At 31.3% G+C, this 23,047-nt stretch carries 18 protein-coding genes; 12 read left to right on the forward strand and 6 right to left on the reverse strand.

Annotated elements, in window-relative coordinates; genetic code table 11:
* Window positions 1-312: 312 nt before the first annotated feature.
* From ACKTTC_RS16680 to ilvA, 7 genes are all read left to right on the forward strand, one after another.
* A complete protein-coding gene (locus ACKTTC_RS16680; RefSeq protein ID WP_408040989.1) occupies window positions 313-1,200 on the forward strand; it encodes a branched-chain amino acid transaminase in 888 nt (295 codons plus the stop codon).
* 1 nt (window position 1,201) lies between these two features.
* A complete protein-coding gene (gene ilvD, locus ACKTTC_RS16685) occupies window positions 1,202-2,878 on the forward strand; it encodes a dihydroxy-acid dehydratase (RefSeq protein WP_408040990.1) in 1,677 nt (558 codons plus the stop codon).
* A gap of 11 nt (window positions 2,879-2,889) precedes the next feature.
* Window positions 2,890-4,623 carry a biosynthetic-type acetolactate synthase large subunit gene (gene ilvB / locus ACKTTC_RS16690; RefSeq protein ID WP_408040991.1) on the forward strand — a complete coding sequence of 578 codons (1,734 nt, stop codon included), beginning with the start codon at window positions 2,890-2,892 and terminating at the stop codon, window positions 4,621-4,623.
* Between the two features lie 6 nt (window positions 4,624-4,629).
* Window positions 4,630-5,151, forward strand: a complete 522-nt coding sequence (gene ilvN, locus ACKTTC_RS16695) for an acetolactate synthase small subunit (protein ID WP_408040992.1) — start codon at window positions 4,630-4,632, stop codon at window positions 5,149-5,151.
* A gap of 16 nt (window positions 5,152-5,167) precedes the next feature.
* Window positions 5,168-5,989, forward strand: coding sequence for a class I SAM-dependent methyltransferase (locus tag ACKTTC_RS16700; protein ID WP_408040993.1), 822 nt, complete (start codon window positions 5,168-5,170; stop codon window positions 5,987-5,989).
* A gap of 17 nt (window positions 5,990-6,006) precedes the next feature.
* Entirely contained in the window at window positions 6,007-7,512 is a 1,506-nt protein-coding gene (gene ilvC, locus ACKTTC_RS16705; protein ID WP_408040994.1) for a ketol-acid reductoisomerase, read from the forward strand.
* A gap of 190 nt (window positions 7,513-7,702) precedes the next feature.
* Window positions 7,703-8,971, forward strand: coding sequence for a threonine ammonia-lyase (ilvA, locus tag ACKTTC_RS16710; protein ID WP_408040995.1), 1,269 nt, complete (start codon window positions 7,703-7,705; stop codon window positions 8,969-8,971).
* On the opposite strand, the gene ACKTTC_RS16715 is transcribed toward ilvA, so the two are convergent.
* The 5 genes from ACKTTC_RS16715 to ACKTTC_RS16735 all read right to left on the reverse strand — a co-directional run bounded on the left by ACKTTC_RS16715 (window position 8,946) and on the right by ACKTTC_RS16735 (window position 12,503).
* Window positions 8,946-9,368, reverse strand: coding sequence for a hypothetical protein (locus tag ACKTTC_RS16715; RefSeq protein WP_408040996.1), 423 nt, complete (start codon window positions 9,366-9,368; stop codon window positions 8,946-8,948). The genes ilvA and ACKTTC_RS16715 overlap by 26 nt on opposite strands.
* 10 nt (window positions 9,369-9,378) lie before the next feature.
* A complete protein-coding gene (locus ACKTTC_RS16720; RefSeq protein ID WP_408040997.1) occupies window positions 9,379-10,350 on the reverse strand; it encodes a hypothetical protein in 972 nt (323 codons plus the stop codon).
* 70 nt (window positions 10,351-10,420) lie between these two features.
* Window positions 10,421-10,771: a hypothetical protein gene (locus tag ACKTTC_RS16725; protein WP_408040998.1), complete on the reverse strand. Its 351-nt coding sequence runs from the start codon at window positions 10,769-10,771 to the stop codon at window positions 10,421-10,423.
* Between the two features lie 104 nt (window positions 10,772-10,875).
* On the reverse strand, window positions 10,876-11,850 hold the full coding sequence (locus ACKTTC_RS16730; protein WP_408040999.1) for a hypothetical protein: 975 nt from the start codon (window positions 11,848-11,850) through the stop codon (window positions 10,876-10,878).
* 164 nt (window positions 11,851-12,014) lie between these two features.
* Window positions 12,015-12,503, reverse strand: a complete 489-nt coding sequence (locus tag ACKTTC_RS16735; RefSeq protein WP_408041000.1) for a DUF7000 family protein — start codon at window positions 12,501-12,503, stop codon at window positions 12,015-12,017.
* 205 nt (window positions 12,504-12,708) lie between these two features.
* On the opposite strand from ACKTTC_RS16735, the gene ACKTTC_RS16740 reads away from it, so the two are divergent.
* The gene (locus tag ACKTTC_RS16740; RefSeq protein ID WP_408041001.1) at window positions 12,709-13,929 is read left to right on the forward strand and encodes a sensor histidine kinase; all 1,221 of its coding nucleotides are present in this window, start codon (window positions 12,709-12,711) and stop codon (window positions 13,927-13,929) included.
* 56 nt (window positions 13,930-13,985) lie between these two features.
* Here the strand turns inward: ACKTTC_RS16740 and ACKTTC_RS16745 are convergent, their stop codons facing one another.
* Window positions 13,986-14,369: a VOC family protein gene (locus ACKTTC_RS16745; protein ID WP_408041002.1), complete on the reverse strand. Its 384-nt coding sequence runs from the start codon at window positions 14,367-14,369 to the stop codon at window positions 13,986-13,988.
* Between the two features lie 149 nt (window positions 14,370-14,518).
* On the opposite strand from ACKTTC_RS16745, the gene ACKTTC_RS16750 reads away from it, so the two are divergent.
* The 4 genes from ACKTTC_RS16750 to ACKTTC_RS16765 all read left to right on the forward strand — a co-directional run bounded on the left by ACKTTC_RS16750 (window position 14,519) and on the right by ACKTTC_RS16765 (window position 23,039).
* The gene (locus ACKTTC_RS16750; RefSeq protein WP_408041003.1) at window positions 14,519-15,028 is read left to right on the forward strand and encodes a hypothetical protein; all 510 of its coding nucleotides are present in this window, start codon (window positions 14,519-14,521) and stop codon (window positions 15,026-15,028) included.
* Window positions 15,029-15,203: 175 nt separating this feature from the next.
* Window positions 15,204-16,862 (forward strand): solute:sodium symporter family transporter, encoded by a 1,659-nt coding sequence (locus ACKTTC_RS16755; RefSeq protein WP_408041004.1) that lies wholly within the window; start codon window positions 15,204-15,206, stop codon window positions 16,860-16,862.
* A 33-nt stretch (window positions 16,863-16,895) separates the two neighbouring features.
* On the forward strand, window positions 16,896-19,655 hold the full coding sequence (locus ACKTTC_RS16760; RefSeq protein ID WP_408041005.1) for a helix-turn-helix and ligand-binding sensor domain-containing protein: 2,760 nt from the start codon (window positions 16,896-16,898) through the stop codon (window positions 19,653-19,655).
* Between the two features lie 195 nt (window positions 19,656-19,850).
* Window positions 19,851-23,039: a SusC/RagA family TonB-linked outer membrane protein gene (locus ACKTTC_RS16765; RefSeq protein WP_408041006.1), complete on the forward strand. Its 3,189-nt coding sequence runs from the start codon at window positions 19,851-19,853 to the stop codon at window positions 23,037-23,039.
* Window positions 23,040-23,047: the final 8 nt, after the last annotated feature.

Below are 23,047 nucleotides of genomic sequence, written 5' to 3' on the forward strand. Positions count from 1 at the left end.
TTCCTAAATTTAGGAAGCCTTTTTTAGTTCAGTATCATATGAATTTAACACAAAACATAATCGTAGTAATCATTATTGTCATTATTAGCTCACCACCGAGTTGATACAAATGGTTATTGCCTTAAAAAAAGCCTGTATCAACCAACTGATACAGGCTTTTTTTATTGCATGAATATCATTTTAATAACAAGTTAAGTAGTTGTTTTTTAGTTGTTTGTGAAAATGTTTAAAATGTTAAAAATCATAAAGTAACAGAAAAATAAAACACATAAAAAAAAGGATAAAATAATTTAGATTCAAAAATTAGAAACTATGTATTTCAATGAGCAAAGTGAAGTTTTTTACAATGGCAGCTTTTTAAAAGCTAAAGAAGCAAGTACCAATCTGTACAGTCAAAGTTTACATTATGGGAACGGTGTTTTCGAAGGAATAAGAGCCTATGATACAAAACAAGGAGCTAAAATATTTAAGGCAGAAGAACACTACAAAAGGCTAAAGTACGGAGCGGAAGTCATGAATATTCAATTTGATTATTCTCCAGAAGAACTAACTGCAATTACCTATGAATTATTAGAGCGTAATAACTTAAAAGATGCATACATCCGCCCATTAATTACAACAGGAGCGAATATGAGTTTATTAACTTCTGAAGAAACGAATTTAATAATACAATGTTGGGAATGGGGAAAATACATGGGAGATAAATTATTAAAAGTAAAGACTTCAAAATTCCAAAGACCTAATCCAAATTCTTGTTTTGTAGAAGCAAAGGTTACCGGGCATTATGTAAACTCAATTTTATCTACCAATGAAGCCAAAAAAGAAGGATATGACGAAGCTTTGTTATTAGATATGAATGGAAATGTAGCAGAATGTTCTGGGGCGAATGTATTTATGGAAAAAGATGGAAAGTTAGTAACGCCGCCAAGAGGGCACATTATGGCTGGAATTACAAGAGCAACAGTTATTGATATCTGTAAAGAAGAAGGAATACCATTGGAAGAACGATTTTTTACACTAGAAGAATTAAAAGAAGCAGATGCTTGTTTTTTTACAGGAACAGCAGCTGAAGTTGTAGGATTACAATCATTAGATGATTATAAATTTCCTATGAATTGGGAAGAAACTCACGGATATAATTTAATGAAATTATACAAAGCAGAAGTATTAGAAGAACGCGTACAAGAAAAAGCATTGTAAAATGGAACTAAACAAATTTAGCAAAAGAGTAACACAAGACGATACACAACCTGCAGCGCAAGCCATGTTGCATGCTATAGGATTATCTAAAGAAGACTTACAAAAACCATTTGTGGGAATTGCAAGTACTGGATACGAAGGAAATCCGTGCAATATGCACTTAAATGATTTAGCTAAACTGGTAAAGGAAGGCACCGAAAACGAGAATTTAGTTGGATTAATATTTAATACAATCGGAGTTTCTGATGGAATTTCTATGGGAACACCAGGAATGCGTTATTCGTTACCTTCTCGTGATGTAATTGCAGATTCTATGGAAACCGTAGTACAAGCTATGTCGTACGATGGTTTAGTAACGGTTGTAGGCTGCGATAAAAATATGCCGGGAGCACTCATGGCTATGTTACGTTTAAACAGACCTTCAGTATTGGTATATGGAGGAACCATTGCTTCAGGTTGTCATGAAGGACAAAAGTTAGATGTTGTTTCGGCTTTTGAAGCTTGGGGTAGCAAAGTAGCAGGGACAATTACACAACAAGAATACCAAAGTGTTATTGAGAAAGCTTGTCCAGGAGCAGGCGCTTGTGGAGGAATGTATACTGCAAATACGATGGCTTCTGCTATTGAAGCTTTAGGAATGAGTTTGCCATATAATTCATCAAATCCTGCAATAAGTAATAATAAAGAGCAAGAATGTGTAAAAGCAGGAGAAGCTTTACGAGTGTTATTAGAAAAGGATATCAAGCCATCTGATATTGTAACCAAAAAATCGCTAGAAAATGCAGTGCGATTAGTTACTGTAATGGGAGGTTCTACCAATGCCGTCTTACACTTTTTAGCCATTGCAAAAGCTGCAGGTATTGAATTCACATTAAAAGATTTTCAACGTATTTCAGATGAAACACCATTCTTAGCTGATTTGAAACCGAGTGGAAAATACTTAATGGAAGATGTACATAAAGTAGGAGGTACGCCAGCTGTATTGAAATATTTATTAGAAAAAGGATTGATACATGGTGATTGCTTAACGGTGACAGGAAAAACCATCGCTGAAAACTTAGTAGAAGTTCTTAGTCTAACAGATGGACAAGATGTTATTAAATCAGTAGATGATCCGATCAAACCAACTGGACACTTACGAATGTTATATGGAAACTTAGCTAAGGAAGGTTCAGTGGCAAAAATAACAGGGAAAGAAGGATTGTATTTTTCAGGAAAAGCAAAAGTATTTGAAGGAGAATATGCAGCAAACGACGGAATTAAAAATGGAGAAGTAGCAAAAGGAGATGTGGTAGTGATCAGATACGAAGGTCCAAAAGGAGGTCCTGGAATGCCAGAAATGTTAAAACCAACCGCTGCTATTATGGGAGCAGGTTTAGGAAAAGAAGTTGCTTTAATTACCGATGGTAGATTTTCTGGAGGAACGCACGGTTTTGTGGTAGGACATATTACTCCTGAAGCGCAGGAAGGTGGTGTAATTGCCTTAGTAAAAAATGGAGATACTATTACAATCAACGCACAAACGAATACGATAAACGTAGAAGTTTCTGAAAAAGAGTTAGCACAGAGACGAAAAGAATGGCAAGCTCCACCATTAAAAGTAGCAAGAGGAGTATTATATAAATATGCAAAAACAGTAGCATCTGCATCAAACGGATGTGTAACAGACGAATTTTAAATAGCAACAACATGGAAACTAGAGAGCAAAAAGTTAAAGAACAACAAGTAAAAACTAGCGTGACTATTTCTGGTGCAGAGGCAGTCGTAAAATGTTTGTTAGCAGAAGGAGTCGATGTATTATACGGATATCCAGGAGGAGCTATTATGCCTGTATATGACGAATTATACAAATATCAAAAAGAATTACATCATGTGTTAACACGTCATGAACAAGGAGCTACACATGCAGCGCAAGGTTATGCTAGAGCAACAGGAAAAGTTGGAGTAGCCATTGCAACGTCAGGTCCAGGAGCTACGAATTTAATTACAGGAATAGCAGATGCACAAATAGATTCTACACCTATGGTTTGTATCACAGGACAAGTAGCAGAGCATTTATTAGGAACGGATGCATTTCAGGAAACAGATATAGTTGGAATTTCAACGCCAGTAACCAAATGGAATTATCAAATAACAAAAGCTTCAGAAATACCAGAAGTATTTGCCAAAGCATTTTACATAGCAAAATCTGGAAGACCAGGACCTGTTTTAATAGATATTACTAAAAACGCACAGTTTGAAAAGTTTGATTTTGCTTATGAACTATGTACATCGGTAAGAAGTTATAAACCAACCCCAAATATCAATACAACAGCTATTGAGAATGCTGCTAAGCTGATCAATCAAGCTAAAAAACCCTTCATTGTTTGGGGACAAGGAATCATTTTAGGAAAAGCTGAAGAGGAATTTAAAAGTTTTATCGAAAAAACGGGAATTCCTTCAGCAAGTACCTTATTAGGATTATCGGCCTTACCAACCAAACATCCGTTACATGTAGGAATGGTAGGAATGCATGGGAACTACGGACCTAATAAATTAACTAATGAGTGTGATTTGTTAATCGCCGTAGGAATGCGTTTCGATGATCGTGTAACAGGAGATTTAAGTCGTTATGCAACACAAGCCAAAGTAGTTCATTTCGAAATTGATCCGGCAGAAGTCAATAAAAATGTAAAAGCAGATGTAGCGGTATTAGGAGATGCAAAAGAGACTTTGCAAGCCATTTTACCTTTGGTAAAGGAAAATATGCACGATAAATGGTTACAAGAATTCAGAGATTTAGATGCAATAGAATTTGATAAAGTCATTAAAAAAGATTTGTATCCAACCAAGGAAGGATTAACCATGGGAGAAGTTATTAAAGAAATAAACAAAGCTTCTCAAGGAAATGCAATTGTAGTAACAGATGTAGGACAACATCAAATGGTTGCTTGTAGATATGCTGATTTTAATAAAAGCAAAAGTAACATAACCTCAGGAGGTTTAGGAACAATGGGATTTGCTTTACCAGCTGCTATTGGTGCTAAAATGGGAACACCAGAAAGAGAAGTAGTTGCAGTAATTGGAGATGGAGGATATCAAATGACTATTCAAGAATTAGGAACCATTTTACAAACAAAAGCTGCTGTAAAAATAGTAGTGTTAAACAACGAGTTTTTAGGAATGGTACGTCAGTGGCAGCAATTATTTTTTGATAAACGTTATGCATCTACGACAATGACAAATCCAGATTTTATTACGATAGCAAAAGGATATCATATTCCAGCAACGAGAGTTACAAAAAGAGAAGAATTAGCCGGAGCTGTAGCAGAAATGATGCAGTCTGAAGAAGCATTCTTTTTAGAAGTATGTGTAGAAAAGGAAGACAATGTATTTCCTATGATACCAACAGGATCATCAGTTTCAGAAGTAAGATTAAGCTAAAAAATCATGAGTCAAAAACACACCTATACCATATCAATATACACTGAAAACAGTGTAGGAGTTTTAAATAGAATTACAGGCGTTTTCCAACGTAGACATATCAATATAGAAAGTGTCAACGTATCTAAATCTGAAATAAAAAGTGTTTCCAGAATTACCTTATTGGTAAGAATTACAGAAGATCAGATGAAGAAAATCATAGGACAATTAGAAAAACAAGTAGATGTTATAAAAGCGTACTATCACACAGATGATAAAACAATATATCAAGAGTCTTGCTTATTCAAACTAAGTACAGATTTATTAATAGATAACGATGAAATTCAACGTATAATCAACGATAGTAAATCACGAGTAATCAATATCAATAAAGACTTCTTCGTTTTAGAAAAATCAGGAAAGAAAGAAGAGGTAGAAGAACTATATCATATACTCGATAAATACGGAATTAAACAGTTTGTAAGATCTGGTAGAATAGCTATTACCAGAGATGAAATGAGAGTGTCTGAAATGTTAAAAGAAGATTGAAAAATGAATGGAAATTATGGAAGTACATGAAACCGCTTTTATGACCTCTATGTTCAGAGCAATGAACGAATCGTTAAGTAGCGATACTTTTTCCAAGTTATGGAGTAATTCCAAAACGAAAACTTGGGTTGATGCGTATTTAACGGAAGTTTCTTCAGAAGAAGTACAAACACATTGTGTTAGAAATCGGTTTTTTCTGGAGAAAATTAAGCAGCTTTTTAAAGAAAATAAAGTAGATACCTTACTTAATTTCGGTTCAGGATTTAGCATGTATCCATTCTTATTAGATGGATCAATTCAGCATATAGAAATAGACAAACCTGAAATCATTGATTTCAAAAAGAAGAAGATTTCTAATTGGATAAAAGAAGGAAAGTTACCTAATAGAAAGATACATTTTTTAGGTACAGATTTCAGTAAAGATTACGAAGCAAGCATTACTACTGAGTTAAAAGCACTTCAAAAGACAAAAGGAACTTTTATCTTATTAGAAGGCGTACTATTTTTCTTAAATAAGCATCAAGCAGAAAGAATATTCAATTTCTTCGAAAAGATTCAGAAAAAAGGAGATTACATAGGTAGTGTTTCATATGATGCTTCCATAGAAAAAAGAGCCGCTTTTTTACGGTTACAAGACTTCTTTTTCAATAAAAAGTTGACAACATCTAAAAGTGATTATTTAACCTTAAGTCATAATTTTTATAAAGAAAAAGCATCATATTCTGTAATAGAGCATAAGGATTATTTTCGTTATTCAAAAGAATTAAATAATAGCATAAACTTAAAAACAACAGATATTTTAAACGAGAATTTTTATCTGTTAGAAAAACATAATTAAAACAACTAGAAGAAAACATGAGAACAAATTATTTCAATCAATTATCGCTTAGAGAGCAATTAGCACAATTAGGAAAATGTAGGTTTATGGATTCAAGCGAGTTCTCTGAAGGAATTCAAGCGTTAAAAGATAAAAAAGTAGTCATTGTAGGTTGTGGTGCGCAAGGACTGAATCAAGGATTAAACATGAGAGACTCTGGTTTAGATGTATCTTATGCTTTAAGAGAATTAGCCATTAGAGAGCAACGTCAATCGTATAAAAATGCTACAGAGAATAATTTTGAAGTAGGAACTTATGGAGAGTTAATTCCAGAGGCAGATCTAGTATGTAATTTAACACCAGATAAGCAGCATAGTAATGTTGTAGAAACAGTAATGCCGTTAATGAAAGAAGGTGCAACATTATCCTATTCACATGGTTTCAATATTGTAGAAGAAGGAATGCAAGTACGTAAAGACATAACGGTAATTATGGTGGCGCCAAAATGTCCAGGAAGTGAAGTACGAGAAGAATATAAAAGAGGCTTTGGAGTACCAACATTAATTGCAGTACACCCAGCAAACGATCCAGAAGGAAAAGGACTGGCACAAGCAAAAGCATACGCATTTGCTACTGGCGGACATAGAGCAGGTGTATTAGAGTCGTCGTTTGTTGCAGAAGTAAAATCAGATTTAATGGGAGAACAAACCATTTTATGTGGTGTGTTGCAAACAGCATCTATCTTATGTTTCGATAAAATGGTGGCTGAAGGTGTATCGCCAGAATTTGCTAGTAAATTAGTGCAATATGGATGGGAAACTATTACTGAGGCATTAAAACATGGAGGAATTACTAATATGATGGATCGTTTATCGAATCCAGCAAAAGTAAAAGCTTATGAATTATCAGAAGAATTGAAGGTAATTTTACAACCATTGTTTAACAAACATATGGACGATATCATGTCTGGACACTTCTCTAAAACCATGATGGAAGATTGGGCTAATGATGATAAAAATTTATTAAAGTGGAGAGCAGCGACTGCAGAAACAGGTTTTGAAAAAACACAAGCAACAGAAGTAGCTGTTACAGAACAAGAATATTTTGATAAAGGAACTTTGTTAGTTGCTTTTGTAAAAGCAGGAGTAGAATTGGCTTTTGAAACAATGGTAGCTTCAGGAATTATAGAAGAATCTGCATATTACGAATCATTACACGAATTACCATTAATAGCGAATACAGTAGCAAGAAAAAAACTATACGAAATGAATAGAATCATTTCTGATACAGCAGAATACGGTTGTTATTTATTCGATCATGCCGCAAAACCATTATTAACTAGGTTTATGGAATCGGTTACTACTGATTTAGTTGGAAAAGAATTCGCTACTTCAAACGAAGTTGATAATGTAAAACTAATTGAAGTAAATAAACAGATTAGAAGTCATTCTATAGAAAAAGTAGGAGAGCGATTAAGAACAGCAATGACTGCAATGAAAGTCTTAAAAGAAACCCAACCAGCTGAAGAACCAGTTTTGTTATAATCATTTTTATGTCATCCTGAGTGTACCCTGAGGCTACTCGAAGGGTAACTCAGGATGATAAATTTATTCACGTCATTCCGAAGTTGGAGGTTGAGCCATAGCGAAGCCAACTACTGAAGGAATCTTTAAAATCTAAAAATAGATTGCTCGTTACTCAGGGGACACTCGCAATAACAGATATAAGAAATACATGAAACCAACAATAAACAATATCTATTTTCCAACATTAACAGCAGTACAAGAAGCTGCTACTACATTAAAAAATGTAGCTGCAGTAACTCCATTGCAGCAAAACTTCAACTTATCGAATACGTACAAAGCAAACATTTTATTGAAACGAGAAGATCTGCAACAAGTACGTTCCTATAAAATAAGAGGTGCCTATAACAAAATTAATTCGTTAAGTAGAGAGGAGTTGGAGAATGGAATTGTATGTGCGAGTGCTGGAAACCATGCACAAGGTGTTGCGTTGGCTTGTCGTAAAAAAGAAAGTTACGGAACTATTTATATGCCTGCTCCAACACCTAAGCAAAAAGTAGAGCAAGTACGAATGTTTGGGGGCGATTTTGTAACGATAAAATTAGTAGGAGACACGTTTGACGACGCTTATAATGAAGCAAGAAAAGAATCAGACAAAGAAGGAAAAGTATTTATCCATCCTTTTGATGATGAAAAAGTCATAGAAGGACAAGGAACAGTTGGATTAGAAATTATAGAGCAATCGAACGATACGGTTGATTATGTGTTTGTTCCTGTTGGAGGAGGAGGTTTGGTTTCTGGATTATCAAGTGTATTTAAACATTTATCTCCGAGTACAAAAGTGATTGGAGTAGAACCTTCAGGAGCACCGTCAATGAAACTGGCTATTGAAAGTTCAGAAAATCTAAAGTTAGACAAAATAGACAAGTTTGTAGATGGAGCTGCGGTGCAACAAGTAGGAGCGTTGACACATAAAATATGTATTGAAAATCTATACGATATGGTTACTGTTCCAGAAGGGAAAGTGTGTCAAACAATCCTAGAAATGTATAACAAAGAGGCAATTGTAGTAGAACCAGCTGGAGCATTAACAGTAAGTGCATTAGATTTTTTTAAAGAAGAATTGGCAGGTAAAAACGTAGTTTGCGTAGTAAGTGGAAGTAATAATGACATCACAAGGACTGCTGAAATAAAAGAAAGAGCATTGTTGTATAATGGACTAAAACATTATTTCATCATTCGCTTTCCACAAAGAGCTGGAGCTTTAAAAGAATTTGTAATGAATGTATTAGGAGAAAAAGACGACATTACATTTTTCGAATATTCTAAAAAAACAACAAGAGAAAACGGCCCAGCTGTTGTAGGAATTGAATTAGAAAAAAGCGATGATTTAGCTCCGTTAATACAACGAATGAAAGACTTAAATTTCTTTGGAGAGTATTTAAATGATAAGCCTAATTTATTTGAGTTTTTGGTGTAGTTTTTTCTTCTTGTACTACACCAATAAATTTTAAATACTCAATTTCAGTTTCATAAATTTCTAATAATTGAGTTTTAGTTAGGTCAACTTTTTCAGTCTTTACTATATATTCTATAAGTTTATCAATATGTAATTCAATATTTGAATTATTATTAGGATTAGAGCTTACCGAAATCAGTCCAATATTGCTCATATAATTTTCTTCAGCGATTAAAGCATTACGAATTAAATTGATGTCATAAGCTTTTTTATCTAATCTTAAAGCAATAAAACAAATTGCTTCATCTATATCATAGACTTTGTAACCAGCATTATTTTGATTGATATTACAAATGGGTTTTTTATTGCAGCTAAAGAGGAAAAGTAAAATGACTATAAATAGTAATATCTTTTTCATAGATTAAAGTTTAATCAGTAGTACCTACAATGATCAAATTACTATCTACGTTATTAGAATCAATATTCACAATTGAATTTTGATTGGTATTTAAATTGGTTTTTAAAATCCCTAAACCAGAGTTTGAACTTTGTGAAACGACTAAATTTAAATAATTACCATTTTTATAAATGGTATTACCAAAGACGGTCATAAGTCCATAAGTAGTTCCGTTAGATTTGTCAGCAACAGTTTGTGTAGATAAATTTAATATTCCTGGTTTAGCACCATTTATAGAACCAGCAACAGGTTGCATTATAGCTAATTCAGAATTACTAACCTTAGCAATTCTACTACCATTTATAGTGTTCCAATTATTTACAGTATTAGCTCCTAAGTCAATAGCTAAGAAACCTTCGTTCCAAGTTGAGATGTATAGTTTTGAATTAATTTTTATCATTGAACTAATAGTGTCCTCATTAAAGGTAATTCCAAGTTCACTAATTGAATTATCTTGAAGATTAATAGTTATAAGATGTTTTGTTGAATTGTTGATCAAAACATTTTCAGCTAAAACTCCAATTAAATTGTTAGTATCCCAAGCAAGTGCAATTATTCCTCTTTCATCACCATTAATGGTTGAAGGGAGTGTTAAAGGGATTACCTGACTTGTACTATTTTGCCTGTCAAATATTAGAAGGTTGTTTATAGGTTGTGGATTATAAACATATTCAATCGCATAAATTTTATTTTGAGAAAAAATTAGAGTATTAGTAGATAAAATAGAACCATTATTTTCTCTATTCATTTGTGCTACGTTCTCTATATTTCCAGTATTATTACCTATTTCATAGATTTTTCCCTGATTAGAGACAGCTACTAATTTATAATCATCAGTAATTTCATTATTAGGATCGTCTGTGGTATCGTTATCTGAACTTTCACATGATAAAGTGAATACAACTAATAGTAATAATAAGTAATTTAATGTAAGATTTTTCATGTCGTTTTTTGATGTTTTTGGTGAAAAAAATCAATAGAATAAATATATAATTAATCATTGTGTTTAATTTTCAATTCTTAATCATGTTTATTAATTTTTGCATTTTCTTAGTGTATGGTATTTGATCAGATTCTTTAATTAGTGTTATCATTAATTTTTTAAATCCATCAATCCATTCTATTTGCTCTTGTTTGCTAAATAACTCAACTTGATAAGACCAACCTAGAGCATTCCCTTCAATTTTATATTTAAGAGAAATGAATTCATTTAATAATGTAGTCCAATGTGGTTCGGTTCGTTTACCGAAATCTGCTCCGTGCATAAATGAAATAATATTGTCTTTATCAACATTCTTAATATACATTGGCACTCTGTAAAGAAAGTAAAGCATCATTTCGGTTTCAAGTTTTGTCATTTTCATATTATAGCTAATTTATTCGTATAAATATTTAATGCATTGTATTATAAATCACAAAGATTTCGAAAATAAACAATACTTATATATTCAAAAATGATTTTTAATAATTAAGGCCTCGCACTTTTTGCATCAGAATATCTGTAAATACCAAATCCTTTAAGATTTAAAAATTGTTTATAAGGAATGTCCTGAGCAACAAGAAAATCATTATAAAAATTAGTGTATGTATCTTCAAAATTGTGATTGCCATTATTTATATCAAAGTAACTCCATATATGAGGTGAGCTCGAATTCTGATTTACATTAAAAAGAATGACAATATTTACCGTTTTATTCAATTCATTACCTGCTAAGGCCAATAAACGTAGTCTATTTTTAATAGAATTGGTAGATGTGGAAGTAGATAAATTATAAGCATTCGAATGATAGTTTGCTAATAAAATTTCATCATGATGTGTTACTAACTCCTTAGCAATAGTTAAACTTGGAGCTTGTCCGCTGTTTTTAATCTTACCAATGTAAAATCTTTTAATAATATTTGGGTTTCTTGGTGTGCTTTGTCCATTTGGAATATCAAATTTTAAACTATTTAATTTGTGAATCCATGGTAAATAATCTGAAGTGTAATTCATACCACCATTCCAGAATTCAATTTCACTTACAATTCCTTTAGGTAAATTACTGTATTGATCATGATAGCTTTCAATATTACTAAAAGAAGTACCAAAACCCGCAGAAACAAAAGTAACATCAATTCCATTTTGATAATTATGAGCTTTTTGCACAAACGGATCTAAAAACTGTTTTGAACTTCCAGAAAGAATAGCACCAATATTATACAAGTAAATATTATTAAAACCGTTTGTATGGCACCAAGCTAATAATGCATCTTCCTTTATTGTATCACCTAAAATACCATCATGTAAAAAATCATTGATGTAAATTCCTTTATGAATAGTACTTGATGTACGTGTAGACCTAGAATTAGCAGTCTTATTTTGTGTTGAACTTAGTTCGTTTTCATTTTGTGTACATGAAGAAAATAGTAAAACGATAAGTAGAGAGGTAATTAAATGTTTCATAATAATAGCAGTATATGTTAAAGTAATAACAGTTTTATGGGAGTTTCATAGCATTTTTAGAAGTGAAAATTCCATTGAATCAAATATACTGAAATTAATTAAGTTTTTGTTTGTTAGTTGTTTATGTTTGTGAGTAGTGGTAGGAAGAAAGTCTAAATAAGTATTTATCCTAATTCACTAACAGTCTCAACTATTTCAGTAGATACATCAAGCAATTTCTTTTCAATTTTTTCAGCTAAAACTGGTAAATTATCAAAATCAGGAGTATCCTCAATAATAGCTTCTAAAACAGCATAAGTAGGCATTTCATTTCTTCCTTTATTCCATTTTGAATCCCTAAGTAATTCCCAATAACTTTTCTGAATTTTTATAGTATTTCCTAGCAACCAAATTTCAAAACGCATTTCTAAATGATTTAAAACTAATCCAAGTTTTAATTTTTTACTTTTCAAAAAATCGTTAGAATAATAGAAATAGGTATAATCCATATAACCATGTAAAATGCCAGTAAAAACATATTCGTCAGAAAGATTTTTAATACAATTTGTTCTTAATTTCATAACAAACTTTACCAGTTCATTATAAGCAATTAAGATATCTCCTTTAGAGAGTTGTTCCTTATAAATAGCAACATAATGGTTTAAGGTTTTCATATATGTTTTTTATAAATGATTTGATTATTTGAATTAGGCTAATTTACTCCTTCTTATTATTAAATAGAGTAATTTCCTTAGAATACACAAGTAATTTCCCTTTTTTTATTCAATTCATTACACTATATTTATGTGATAGGTTCTAATAATTAAATGAAAATTATAGAGTCAATACTATTTTTTAGACTCTCATTAAAATTGATAGATGCAAGTAGCTAGTATTCCAAAAAATGAAAAAAAAAGAATTGAAGCTTTAAAAAGTTTTAATGTTTTAGATACACTTCCAGAAGAAGATTATGATAGTATTACAAAAATTGCTGCAGAAATATGCGATGCACCAATAGCATTGGTTTCTTTGGTAGATCCAACCAGACAATGGTTTAAGTCTGCTTATGGTTTAAATGCAAAAGAAACTCCGAGAGAGTTAGCTTTTTGTGCGCATAGTATTTTAGATCCAGATAATTTATTAATTGTACCAGATGCTACTAAAGATGTACGTTTTCATGATAATCCATTAACTATAGATAAACCTCATGTAATTTTTTATGCAGGAGCTCCTTTAAAAACGAAAGAAGGATATGCTTTAGGAACATTATGTGTTATAGATAATGAACCTAGAACTTCGCTTACAGAAGGACAACAAGAATCTTTAAGAGCATTGTCGCAACAAGTAATGAGTTTATTTGAGTTGCGAAAGAAGAACATGGTTTTAGAACAAGCAAATCAAGAGATAGGAAGACTAAACAATGAGCTAAATCAATTTGCTTATAAATTAACCCATGACTTAAAAACGCCTATTCGCGGAATTAATTCGTTAGCAGAATTTATTAAAGAAGACCTTAGTGATGAGGTTTCTAGCGATTCAAAAGCTGTTGAATTAATAGATTTAATATCTTCTAGAACAGTGTATATGGAATCTATGATTGAACAATTATTACTGTATACACAAGTTACGAATGCAAATATTCATTTTGAAAATTTCAATTTTAAATTATTATTAGAAGATATTTTAAAAAACTGCGGCTTAGAAAATGAAGTAACCATAAATTTAGAAGACTTAGATATAAATTTTAAGCATTCAAAAATTTCTTTTCTCCAAATTTTTCAGAATCTATTAACCAATTCTCATAAGTTTAATGATAAAGAAAATTGTGAAGTACATATTACTTGTATTGAAAATGAGGAGTTTTTCCAATTTAAGTACGTAGATAATGGCCCTGGTGTAGCAGCAGAATATCGTGACAAGATTTTCTTAATGTTTGAAACATTAGAAGAGTCGAGTTTTAAAAACACAGGTATTGGTTTGGCAACTGTAAAATCAATAGTTACAAGGTTAGGAGGAAAGATTAGCTTAAAAGAAAGAAACGATGATAGAGAAGGAGTTTGTTTTGAATTTACAATTCGTAAATCTAATTTTTATAAATAAAATAAACAGAAGAACCAATCAGGTATCTATACCCTTTCTAAGAAATAGTTCTAAAATTAAAAATCTGTAATTAGAGAAGAAATATCTACTAAAACTCCATTAGGATCTTTTAATAATAAACGCCTTTGCCCGTAAAATGTATCAGCAGGCTCACTTACAATTTCGAAATTTTCTGTTTTAGCAATTTCAAATAGCTCATCTGCATTATCAACTACAAATGTGATATAAAACCCTTGAGGTAAGCGTTGAAATTCCTTTGGAACAATTTCATTGTCTCTTTTTATAATACCCAATTCAAGTTTTTTATCTTTTGAGGTAAGATGCACAAACCAATCACTGTCATAAGCTACATCAAGATCAAAAAGTTTCGTGTAAAAATTTTTACTTTCAATAAGATTATCAGAACAAATATTTGTCATGATTCTGTTTACATGCTTCATCTTTTTTAGAATTTATGAAGTAATATTAAAAAACTTTTTCTCATCTAAAGTAAATTAAATATTAAATAACCATAGAAAATCTCATTTTACAAATTAGATTTGTATTTGCTGATGAATAAAAACAAACACTACATTTATTTAAAAGAAAAATGAAAAAACTATACATCATAATCATTCTAGTTTTAGGAGCCTGCACAAGTTCAAAGAAAGCTATAACAAAAGAAGACAGTTTAAAAATGGAAGCAAAAAAGTTTTCTTTAGACATAGTGAAGGCATATTTTGCTCAAGATTGCGATTATGTATTTAATGCATTAAGTGATGAAATTTTAGTAATGGACGGAGATGGTATCTTTAAAAAGAAAGGGAAAGAAAAAAAATCATGTAGGTCAACAAAAAATGCAATAAAAGATAAACAAAAGACATTTAAAGATTACTTAAAGACTTATAAAGTGCTACTATTGACTAAAGAGGAGTTACTTAAAAAGTTCAAGGCAAAACTACCAGCATATTATATTACAAAATCATCAGATTATTTTTTTATTGGTTGGGAGTTGAAAGAAGGAAAAACAAAAGCCGATAATTTTATTTGGGATGATATGTTTGTTTTTATGGCTCGAAAAGAAAATGGAATTTGGAAAATAAAAGGAATTAGTGGATAATTCATCAGGAAACCATATCTAACATAATAAAAGTACTATAGTCTGTTAATTTTGTTGCTATTGATTTCTAGATTTTTAGTTTACTTTACACCTATACAAAAACCATACAGTGCGTTTTTTTAATATTACGACAAAGAAATAATCTTAAATTGTATGGTTAAACAAACCAATCTTTATGTTAGGAATTATTTCATTTATAGGCTTTACACTTATAGTAGCTATTGTTTCATGGAGTGCAACAAGAAAAACCAACGAAGAAACCTCCGATGGTTATTTTTTAGGAGGTAGAAGTTTAACTGCTGGAGTTATTGCAGGTTCATTATTATTAACCAATTTATCTACAGAACAAATTGTAGGATTAAACGGAGCAGCTTTTTCAGAAGGAATATTGGTAATGGCTTGGGAAACTTTAGCAGCAATAGCAATGGTAGTAACGGCAGTTTTTTTACTACCTCGTTATTTAAAAAGTGGTTTAATTACAATACCTCAATTCTTAGCAGAACGATTTGATATTACTACAAAAACCTTAACATCATCTCTGTTTTTAACGGGATATGTTGTTGTGTTATTACCTACTATTTTATATTCAGGATCTTTAGCTATTAGTGGAATGTTTGATGTTCCTACATTATTAGGAGTTTCTAAAGGAACAGCATTGTGGTTGTGTGTATGGGCTATTGGAATAATAGGATCTATTTATGCAGTTTTTGGAGGTTTAAAAGCTGTAGCTGTATCTGATGCAATTAATGCAATTGGTTTATTAATAGGCGGAATTTTAATTCCAATTTTTGGATTGTTAGCAATTGGAGATGGAAGTGTTATGGAAGGAATAGCTGTTTTAAATGATAAAATTCCTTCACATTTCGATTCTATTGGAGGAACTACAGCTTCTGTACCATTTGCTACTATTTTTACCGGAATGATGTTAGTACAATTGTTTTATTGGGGAACGAATCAACAAATTATCCAGAGAGCCTTAGGAGCAAAAAATTTACAAGAAGGTCAAAAAGGACTTTTACTTGGTGCCTTTATTAAAATACTAGGACCTTTAATTGTAGTATTACCAGGAGTTATCGCATACTACATGTCTGTAAATGGAAGTCTTTCAGTTGGAGCACCAGATGAAGCATACGGACAATTAGTTAGAAAAATTTTACCAAAAGAATTTATTGGATTCTTTGCAGCGGTTTTATTTGGAGCTATTTTAAGTTCTTTTAATAGTGTGTTAAACAGTTCGGTTACTTTATTTGGGATAGATATTTATAAAGAGCATATAAATAGAGAAGCAGACGAAAAAACAGTAGTTAAATACGGTAAAATCTTTGGAGTTATCTTGGCTATTGCAGCAATGATTATTGCACCTTTTTTATCGAGTTTAGAAAGTATATTTACCTATTTACAACAAGTAAATGGAATTTATAGTATTCCTATTCTTACAATTATTTTTGTCGGTTTTGTAACTAAAAAAGTACCAGCAATTGCAGCCAAAATAGGATTGTTAACAGGTTCAATATTATACATTATAAGTGAATTTGTATTGAGGCCTAATTTTGTGACAAAAGCATTAACAAATGCAAAAGTTTCTGGAGTAGCAAATCCAGAAGAACTAGAATTGGTTACAGCAGGAGCGTATCCTCATTTTTTACATATTATGGCAATACTTTTTGTGTTAAATACTATAATTATGTTGATTATAGGTAAGTTGTATCCTAAGAAAGTAGCTTACGAACAAAAAGAATCGAAACAGGTAGATATTACTCCGTGGAGATACACAAAACCAGTTGGTGTTTTTATTTGTATTATTGTAATAGCAATCTATATCTATTTCTCTTAGTTGAAAGCATTTAGAATCTATGTAATAATATTCTTGCTTTTCGGTTTACAATGGGTATACACTCAGGAATTACCTTTAATTAATCAGTTTTTTCCAGAAGATTACAATGCCGAATCGCAAAACTGGTCTATTAGTCAAGGAACTAATGGATACATTTATGTGGCTAATAATATAGGGTTATTAGAGTTTAACGGTGCAAGATGGAATGTATATCCTACGCCAAACCAAACAATTATGAGATCAGTAAAAGCCTTCGAAGATAAGGTTTTTACAGGTTTTTATATGGATTTTGGCTTTTGGAAAAGAGATGCTTATGGAAGCTTGCAATATACTTCTCTAGTAAAACAACATAATATTTCATTGTTAGACGATGAACAATTTTGGAATATTATTGAGTTAGATGGTTGGGTACTTTTTCAATCTTTACAAAGAATTTATATCTATAATTTAGAAACAGGGTTAACGAAAGTGATTAACTCTCAAAATACAATTACCAAACTATTTAAAGTAGATGATAGTATATACTTTCAAGAAATAGGAAAAGGAATTTTTAAAATAGAAAAGGGGATAGCAAAGTTAGAAACTGCTTATGATATTCTTAAAGATAATATTGTTGTACTTATTTATAAAGAAAACAATGAACTGATTTTTCTAACTGATAGTAAAGGATTTCATACGAAAAGTAAACCTTATCTGTTCGAAAATAATGAAACTTCTAATTATGCATTAGGAAAAACAGTATACAGTGCTAGTAAACTAAATAATGGAAATTTTATTATTGGTACAATTTCCAATGGAATGTTATATAGTAAAGCAGATGGAACAATACTTTTTAAACTGAATCAAAAAAACGGATTATCTAATAATACTGTTCTAAGCACTTTTGAAGATAGTGATGATAACGTATGGTTAGGGTTAGATAATGGAATTAATGAGATTGATATTACTTCTTCAACAAAGATATTTAAAGATATAAATGGTACTTTAGGTACAGTTTATACGGCTTCTTATTATAACGGAAACTTATATTTAGGAACTAATCAAGGTTTGTTTTATAAAAAATATCCTTCTAACGAAGATTTTCAATTTATAAAAGATACACAAGGGCAGGTTTGGAGTTTGGATATTGTTCAAGGCGAATTATTTTGTGGACATAATAGAGGAACATATCTTGTTAAAAACGGGACTGTAAAGAAAATTAGTTCAGTACAGGGAACCTGGGGGGTAAAAGAGCTTACCAAAAATAAATTACTACAAGGGAATTACGATGGATTATATGTACTAAAAAAAATAAACGGAACTTGGGAATTATTAAATAAAATTAAAGGATTTGATATTTCATCTAAGTTTTTTGAAGTTCATCATAACCATACCATTTTTGTCAATCACGAATACAAAGGGATCTGTAAACTTACCGTAGATAAAGAATATACCAAGGTAATTGCGCAAAAAATTGATACTATTATAACTAAAGGAATACATTCAAGCTTAGTTAAATACCAAAATAATATTTTGTATGCGTACAAAGGAGGCGTATATAGATATTTAGACAAAGCACATCAGTTTATTAAGGATACGCTACTCAGTAAAATTATAAAAGAAGAAGAATTTATAACAGGAAGAATCGTTGCTGAAAGAAATACAAATAGATTGTTTGGTTTCTCAAAAGAGCATATTAATTATATAAAACCAGATAAGTTTAGTTCCAACTCAATTATAGTCAATAAAGGTTTAGCCAAAGGTTTAAGAGAAGGGGCAGTAGGTTATGAGAACATAGAAAAAATTCAAGATGAAAAATATTTAATGGGTACATTGAATGGATATATCATCACTGATTTAAAAAGTCAAAAAGAAAAAACATATACAATAAGTATTAATACAATAGAAAACTACTCATTAAATCATAAATCAAAATTATTAAAACTAGATACTCCAATTAATTTATCATCAAAAGAAAATAATCTAAAGTTTTTATATAGTATTCCTTATCTCTCTAAAGATTTGAATCAGAAATACCAATATAAACTGGATGGATATACAACAGAGTGGTCAGAATGGATGGATAAGAGTGATGTGTTGTTCGAAAATTTACCATTTGGAGATTATACGTTTCAAGTAAGAGGAAAGATAGGAGGAATTATTTCTAATACAGCCATATTTTCTTTCTCAATTGAAAGAGCTTGGTATATTTCAAATTGGGCAATAGGAAGTTATGTAGTACTTGTTTTCCTTTTCTCTGTATTTATGGATAGACTATATAAAAGATCATATAGAAAACAAAAAGAAGCCTTACTAGAAAAGCAACAAAATGAATTTCAATTAAAAACATTGGCGAATGAAAAAGAACTGATGGAAATAAAAAATATGCAATTGAAGCAAGATGTTGAAAGTAAAAATAGAGAACTGGGCATCTCTACAATGAGTATCATAAAAAAGAACGAACTATTAGGTACAATAAAAAATGAAATAGGAAAAGGAGATGAAAAAAGTATTAAGAATGTAATTAAAATTATAGATAAAAATCTGAACAATACAGACGATTGGCAAATGTTTAAAGAAGCTTTTAACAATGCTGATAAAGATTTTATCAAAAAAGTAAAAAGTATGCACGATAATCTAACACCAAATGATTTACGATTGTGTGCTTACTTAAGACTAAATTTGTCTTCTAAAGAAATAGCTCCATTATTAAATATTTCTCCTCGTAGTGTAGAAGTAAAACGATACCGTTTACGTAAAAAGATGAACTTACCACACGATGCAAACTTAACAAACTATATTTTGGAGATTTAAAAACACTACAAATAGCTTTTCTAAACTATACAATACCACAACATTAAATTTTTAAAGCGACAAAAACAGGCTATTAGGCTACTATTTACTGCTAATTACCCTATGCAATTATATGTATGTTTTTTGTATTGGTTTGTATTAGTAAATATTCAAAAATCATAAAGTAATTTTATTAAAAAATCAAAAACTAGCTTTATGATTAAACAAATTATCACAGTAATTCTGTTTTTAGCTGTAAATGTTATATCAGCTCAAAATGTAAAAGTTACGGGTAATGTTACAGATGCGATCACAGGAGATCCAATACCCGGAGTATCAGTTATAATTAAAAATACAACAACAGGTGTAGAAACCGATTTTGATGGGAACTATACAATAGAAGTAAGTAGAGGAGCTACTCTAGAGTTTAAATCAATAGGGTATGCTACAGAAACAGTTGTTGTAAATAGCAGTGTTATAAATGTTACTTTAGAAGAAAGTTCAGAACAACTAGATGAAGTTGTTGTCGTAGGATATGGATCTAAGCGAAAAGAATTAGTTTCTGGAGCTTATTCAAGTATCAATTCAGAAGATATTCAAAAAAACAACCCAGTAAGAATAGATCAAGCTTTGCAAGGGAAGTCTGCAGGAGTACAAATATCTTCTAATTCTGGAGCACCAGGAGCTGGGTTCAATATCAGAATTAGAGGTATTACAACAAATGGAGACAATTCACCTTTGGTAGTAGTAGATGGAATTCCTATTGGTAATGATTTAAGTATCATAGATCCAAACGATATAGAAAAAATAGATGTCATCAAAGATTCTAGTGCAGCCATCTACGGAGTACAAGGAGCGAATGGAGTTATTTTAATTACTACCAAATCTGGAAGAAAGAATACAAAAACACAATTTACATTTTCATCTTCAATAGCAATTCAAGAAACAACGAATAAACTAAATTTATTAAAGCCTTTAGAATATGCTGCTTTGGTGAATGAGATTGAAGCTGCAGATGGTAACCTTCCACCTTTTCAATTACAAAATATTAACGGAGGAACCGATTGGCAAGATGAGTTATTCGAATCAACTCCAATGATTAATCACAACATTAGTGCTAATGGAGGAGGAGAAAATTATACATTTAACCTGAGTGGTAGTTTCTTAGATCAAGAAGGAATTATAGCCCCAGATAAATCATACTTCAAACGTTGGACAGTTAAAAGTAATTTAGGGATAGATCTTACAGATAAACTGAAAGCCAACACATTGTTGCTATATACGAATGTAAAAAGAAGAGCTATACCAGAAGGAAGTAGAGGGTCGATTTTATATTATGCAACTAATGCTTCGCCATTAACTTCAATTTACGATGGTACCGATGGTACAGGACCTTCTAGAGGTTTTTCGTACATAGGAACAGAGCAAGGAAACGAAATTGTAAATCCATTTGCTGTACTTCATAATACATATAACGAAACAAAAGTAGATCGATTTACAGGAAAGCTAGAACTAGAATATGATGTATTTGATAATTTAAAGTTAACCTCTAGGTATAATTTTAATTATGCAGATGTTAGAGCTAGAGCTTATTTTCCTATACAATATTATGGGCAAAACAAAGTCGTAAACAATGTCCGTTTAACGCCAAGTGGGGCTTTTGATTTAGATAGGAATAACGATGGAGACCGCGATGTATATAGTACAGTAAATGAAAGTGTAGAAAACTTTTTCGATTATACTTGGGAGAGTTTTGCAAACTATAATTTGAAAATAGGGGAGCATCACAATTTCCAAGGGTTATTAGGTTTTTCATTACGAAGTGCTCAATATAAAGGATTATTTGGAGCTGGTTTTTTAGTTACAGGGAATGATTCTTGGCAGAATGCTTTTTTAAGTAACACACAATCATTTATTATAGATGACGATGATTCAGCAGGTGGTACTAATGATATTCAAGAAACATTGAACTCTAATTCAGGAGTAGGAGAAGACAGATGGGTGTCTGTATTTGGAAGGTTACAATACGATTACGATCAAAAATATATTTTCTCAGCAATGGTTCGTAGAGATGCTTCTACAAGATTTGGACCGAGTAATCGAGTAGGGTATTTTCCTTCGTTTTCTGGTGGATGGTTAGTTCATAGAGAAGAATTCTTTAAAGTAGATTGGTTATCGAGTTTAAAATTAAGAGGAAGTTGGGGAATTACAGGAAATGATAAAATAGGATCTTTTAGATGGATTGGAATTTTACAAGGAGCGAATGCAGAAGCTTCGTATCCTTTTGGAGATGTATTAACCTTCGGAAATGCAGTAGGAGCTTTGGCGAATCCAAACTTACAATGGGAAACTAATTTCCAAACAAACATAGGTTTTGATGCTGCACTTTGGGATAACAAATTAAATATCAATTTCGATTACTATAAAAAACGTACAGAAGATTTATTATTAGTACCAGAAGTTTCGGCATTATTAGGAGCATCTGCAGGAGGAAGTCAAGCACCTGTAGTAAATGCAGGAACAGTAGAAAATACTGGTATTGATTTAGGTCTAAGCTTTTCACACGAATTTTCAGATGACTTATCAATTAATATAAACTATAACTTAACTAGTATTGATAATAAAGTACTAGAAGTAAATAATGCAGCTGGATTTATTTCAGGAGGATTATTCGGGTTAAACCAACAAACTTCACGTATGCAAACAGGATTACCAATTGGTGTATTTTATGGACTACAAACCGATGGTGTTTTTCAAACACAAGCAGAAATAGATGCCTTGGCTATTGATAGAGATGGTGACGGAATTTTAGATGAATACCAGCCAGGCGCAGCTCCAGGAGATTTAAAATATGTAGATGTAGATGGAAACGGTTACATAGAGTTTGGTAGTGAAAATGATTTAACTGTTTTAGGAAACCCAATACCAGATATAACAATGGGGGGAGGTTTTAATATTAATTATAAACAATTCGATTTTGGCGCTACGTTTTATGCATCTATAGGAAACGAAATTGTAAGAAGTTACGAACGTTTTTTAACCTATAGTAATAAGTTGTCTTTGTACAATGGAAGATGGACAGGACCTGACACTTCTAATGAGATTCCTAGAGCCTCTACCAATGCAGCAAACAATCAATTATTTTCTTCATTTTATGTAGAAGACGGATCTTTTTTAAGAATCCAAAATGTACAAATAGGATATACACTAGATGGAAGTCAGATTAAAGATTCTGGATTTACAAGTGTAAGAATATACTTGTCAGCAAACAATTTATATACGTTTACGAAGTATCGGGGTTATGACCCAGATATCTCTAATGCAAGTGCTATCGGAGCAGGAGTTGACTTAGGACAATACCCGCAAGCAAGAATGTTTATCACAGGAATCAAAGTATCATTTTAATAAAGCAA

The sequence above is a fragment of the Tenacibaculum amylolyticum genome (genome assembly GCF_964511145.1).
Lineage (GTDB): Bacteria > Bacteroidota > Bacteroidia > Flavobacteriales > Flavobacteriaceae > Polaribacter > Polaribacter amylolyticum.

Bases quoted from the DNA above. Each gene is read 5' to 3' on its own strand.
- ilvC (WP_408040994.1), top strand. From the start codon at position 6,007: ATGAGAACAAATTATTTCAATCAATTATCGCTTAGAGAGCAATTAGCA.
- ACKTTC_RS16730 (WP_408040999.1), bottom strand. From the start codon at position 11,850: ATGAAACATTTAATTACCTCTCTACTTATCGTTTTACTATTTTCTTCA.
- ACKTTC_RS16765 (WP_408041006.1), top strand. From the start codon at position 19,851: ATGATTAAACAAATTATCACAGTAATTCTGTTTTTAGCTGTAAATGTT.
- ACKTTC_RS16725 (WP_408040998.1), bottom strand. From the start codon at position 10,771: ATGAAAATGACAAAACTTGAAACCGAAATGATGCTTTACTTTCTTTAC.
- ACKTTC_RS16745 (WP_408041002.1), bottom strand. From the start codon at position 14,369: ATGAAGCATGTAAACAGAATCATGACAAATATTTGTTCTGATAATCTT.
- ACKTTC_RS16735 (WP_408041000.1), bottom strand. From the start codon at position 12,503: ATGAAAACCTTAAACCATTATGTTGCTATTTATAAGGAACAACTCTCT.
- ilvN (WP_408040992.1), top strand. From the start codon at position 4,630: ATGAGTCAAAAACACACCTATACCATATCAATATACACTGAAAACAGT.
- ACKTTC_RS16740 (WP_408041001.1), top strand. From the start codon at position 12,709: ATGCAAGTAGCTAGTATTCCAAAAAATGAAAAAAAAAGAATTGAAGCT.
- ACKTTC_RS16750 (WP_408041003.1), top strand. From the start codon at position 14,519: ATGAAAAAACTATACATCATAATCATTCTAGTTTTAGGAGCCTGCACA.
- ACKTTC_RS16700 (WP_408040993.1), top strand. From the start codon at position 5,168: ATGGAAGTACATGAAACCGCTTTTATGACCTCTATGTTCAGAGCAATG.
- ACKTTC_RS16755 (WP_408041004.1), top strand. From the start codon at position 15,204: ATGTTAGGAATTATTTCATTTATAGGCTTTACACTTATAGTAGCTATT.
- ACKTTC_RS16720 (WP_408040997.1), bottom strand. From the start codon at position 10,350: ATGAAAAATCTTACATTAAATTACTTATTATTACTATTAGTTGTATTC.
- ilvB (WP_408040991.1), top strand. From the start codon at position 2,890: ATGGAAACTAGAGAGCAAAAAGTTAAAGAACAACAAGTAAAAACTAGC.
- ACKTTC_RS16680 (WP_408040989.1), top strand. From the start codon at position 313: ATGTATTTCAATGAGCAAAGTGAAGTTTTTTACAATGGCAGCTTTTTA.
- ACKTTC_RS16715 (WP_408040996.1), bottom strand. From the start codon at position 9,368: ATGAAAAAGATATTACTATTTATAGTCATTTTACTTTTCCTCTTTAGC.
- ilvA (WP_408040995.1), top strand. From the start codon at position 7,703: ATGAAACCAACAATAAACAATATCTATTTTCCAACATTAACAGCAGTA.
- ilvD (WP_408040990.1), top strand. From the start codon at position 1,202: ATGGAACTAAACAAATTTAGCAAAAGAGTAACACAAGACGATACACAA.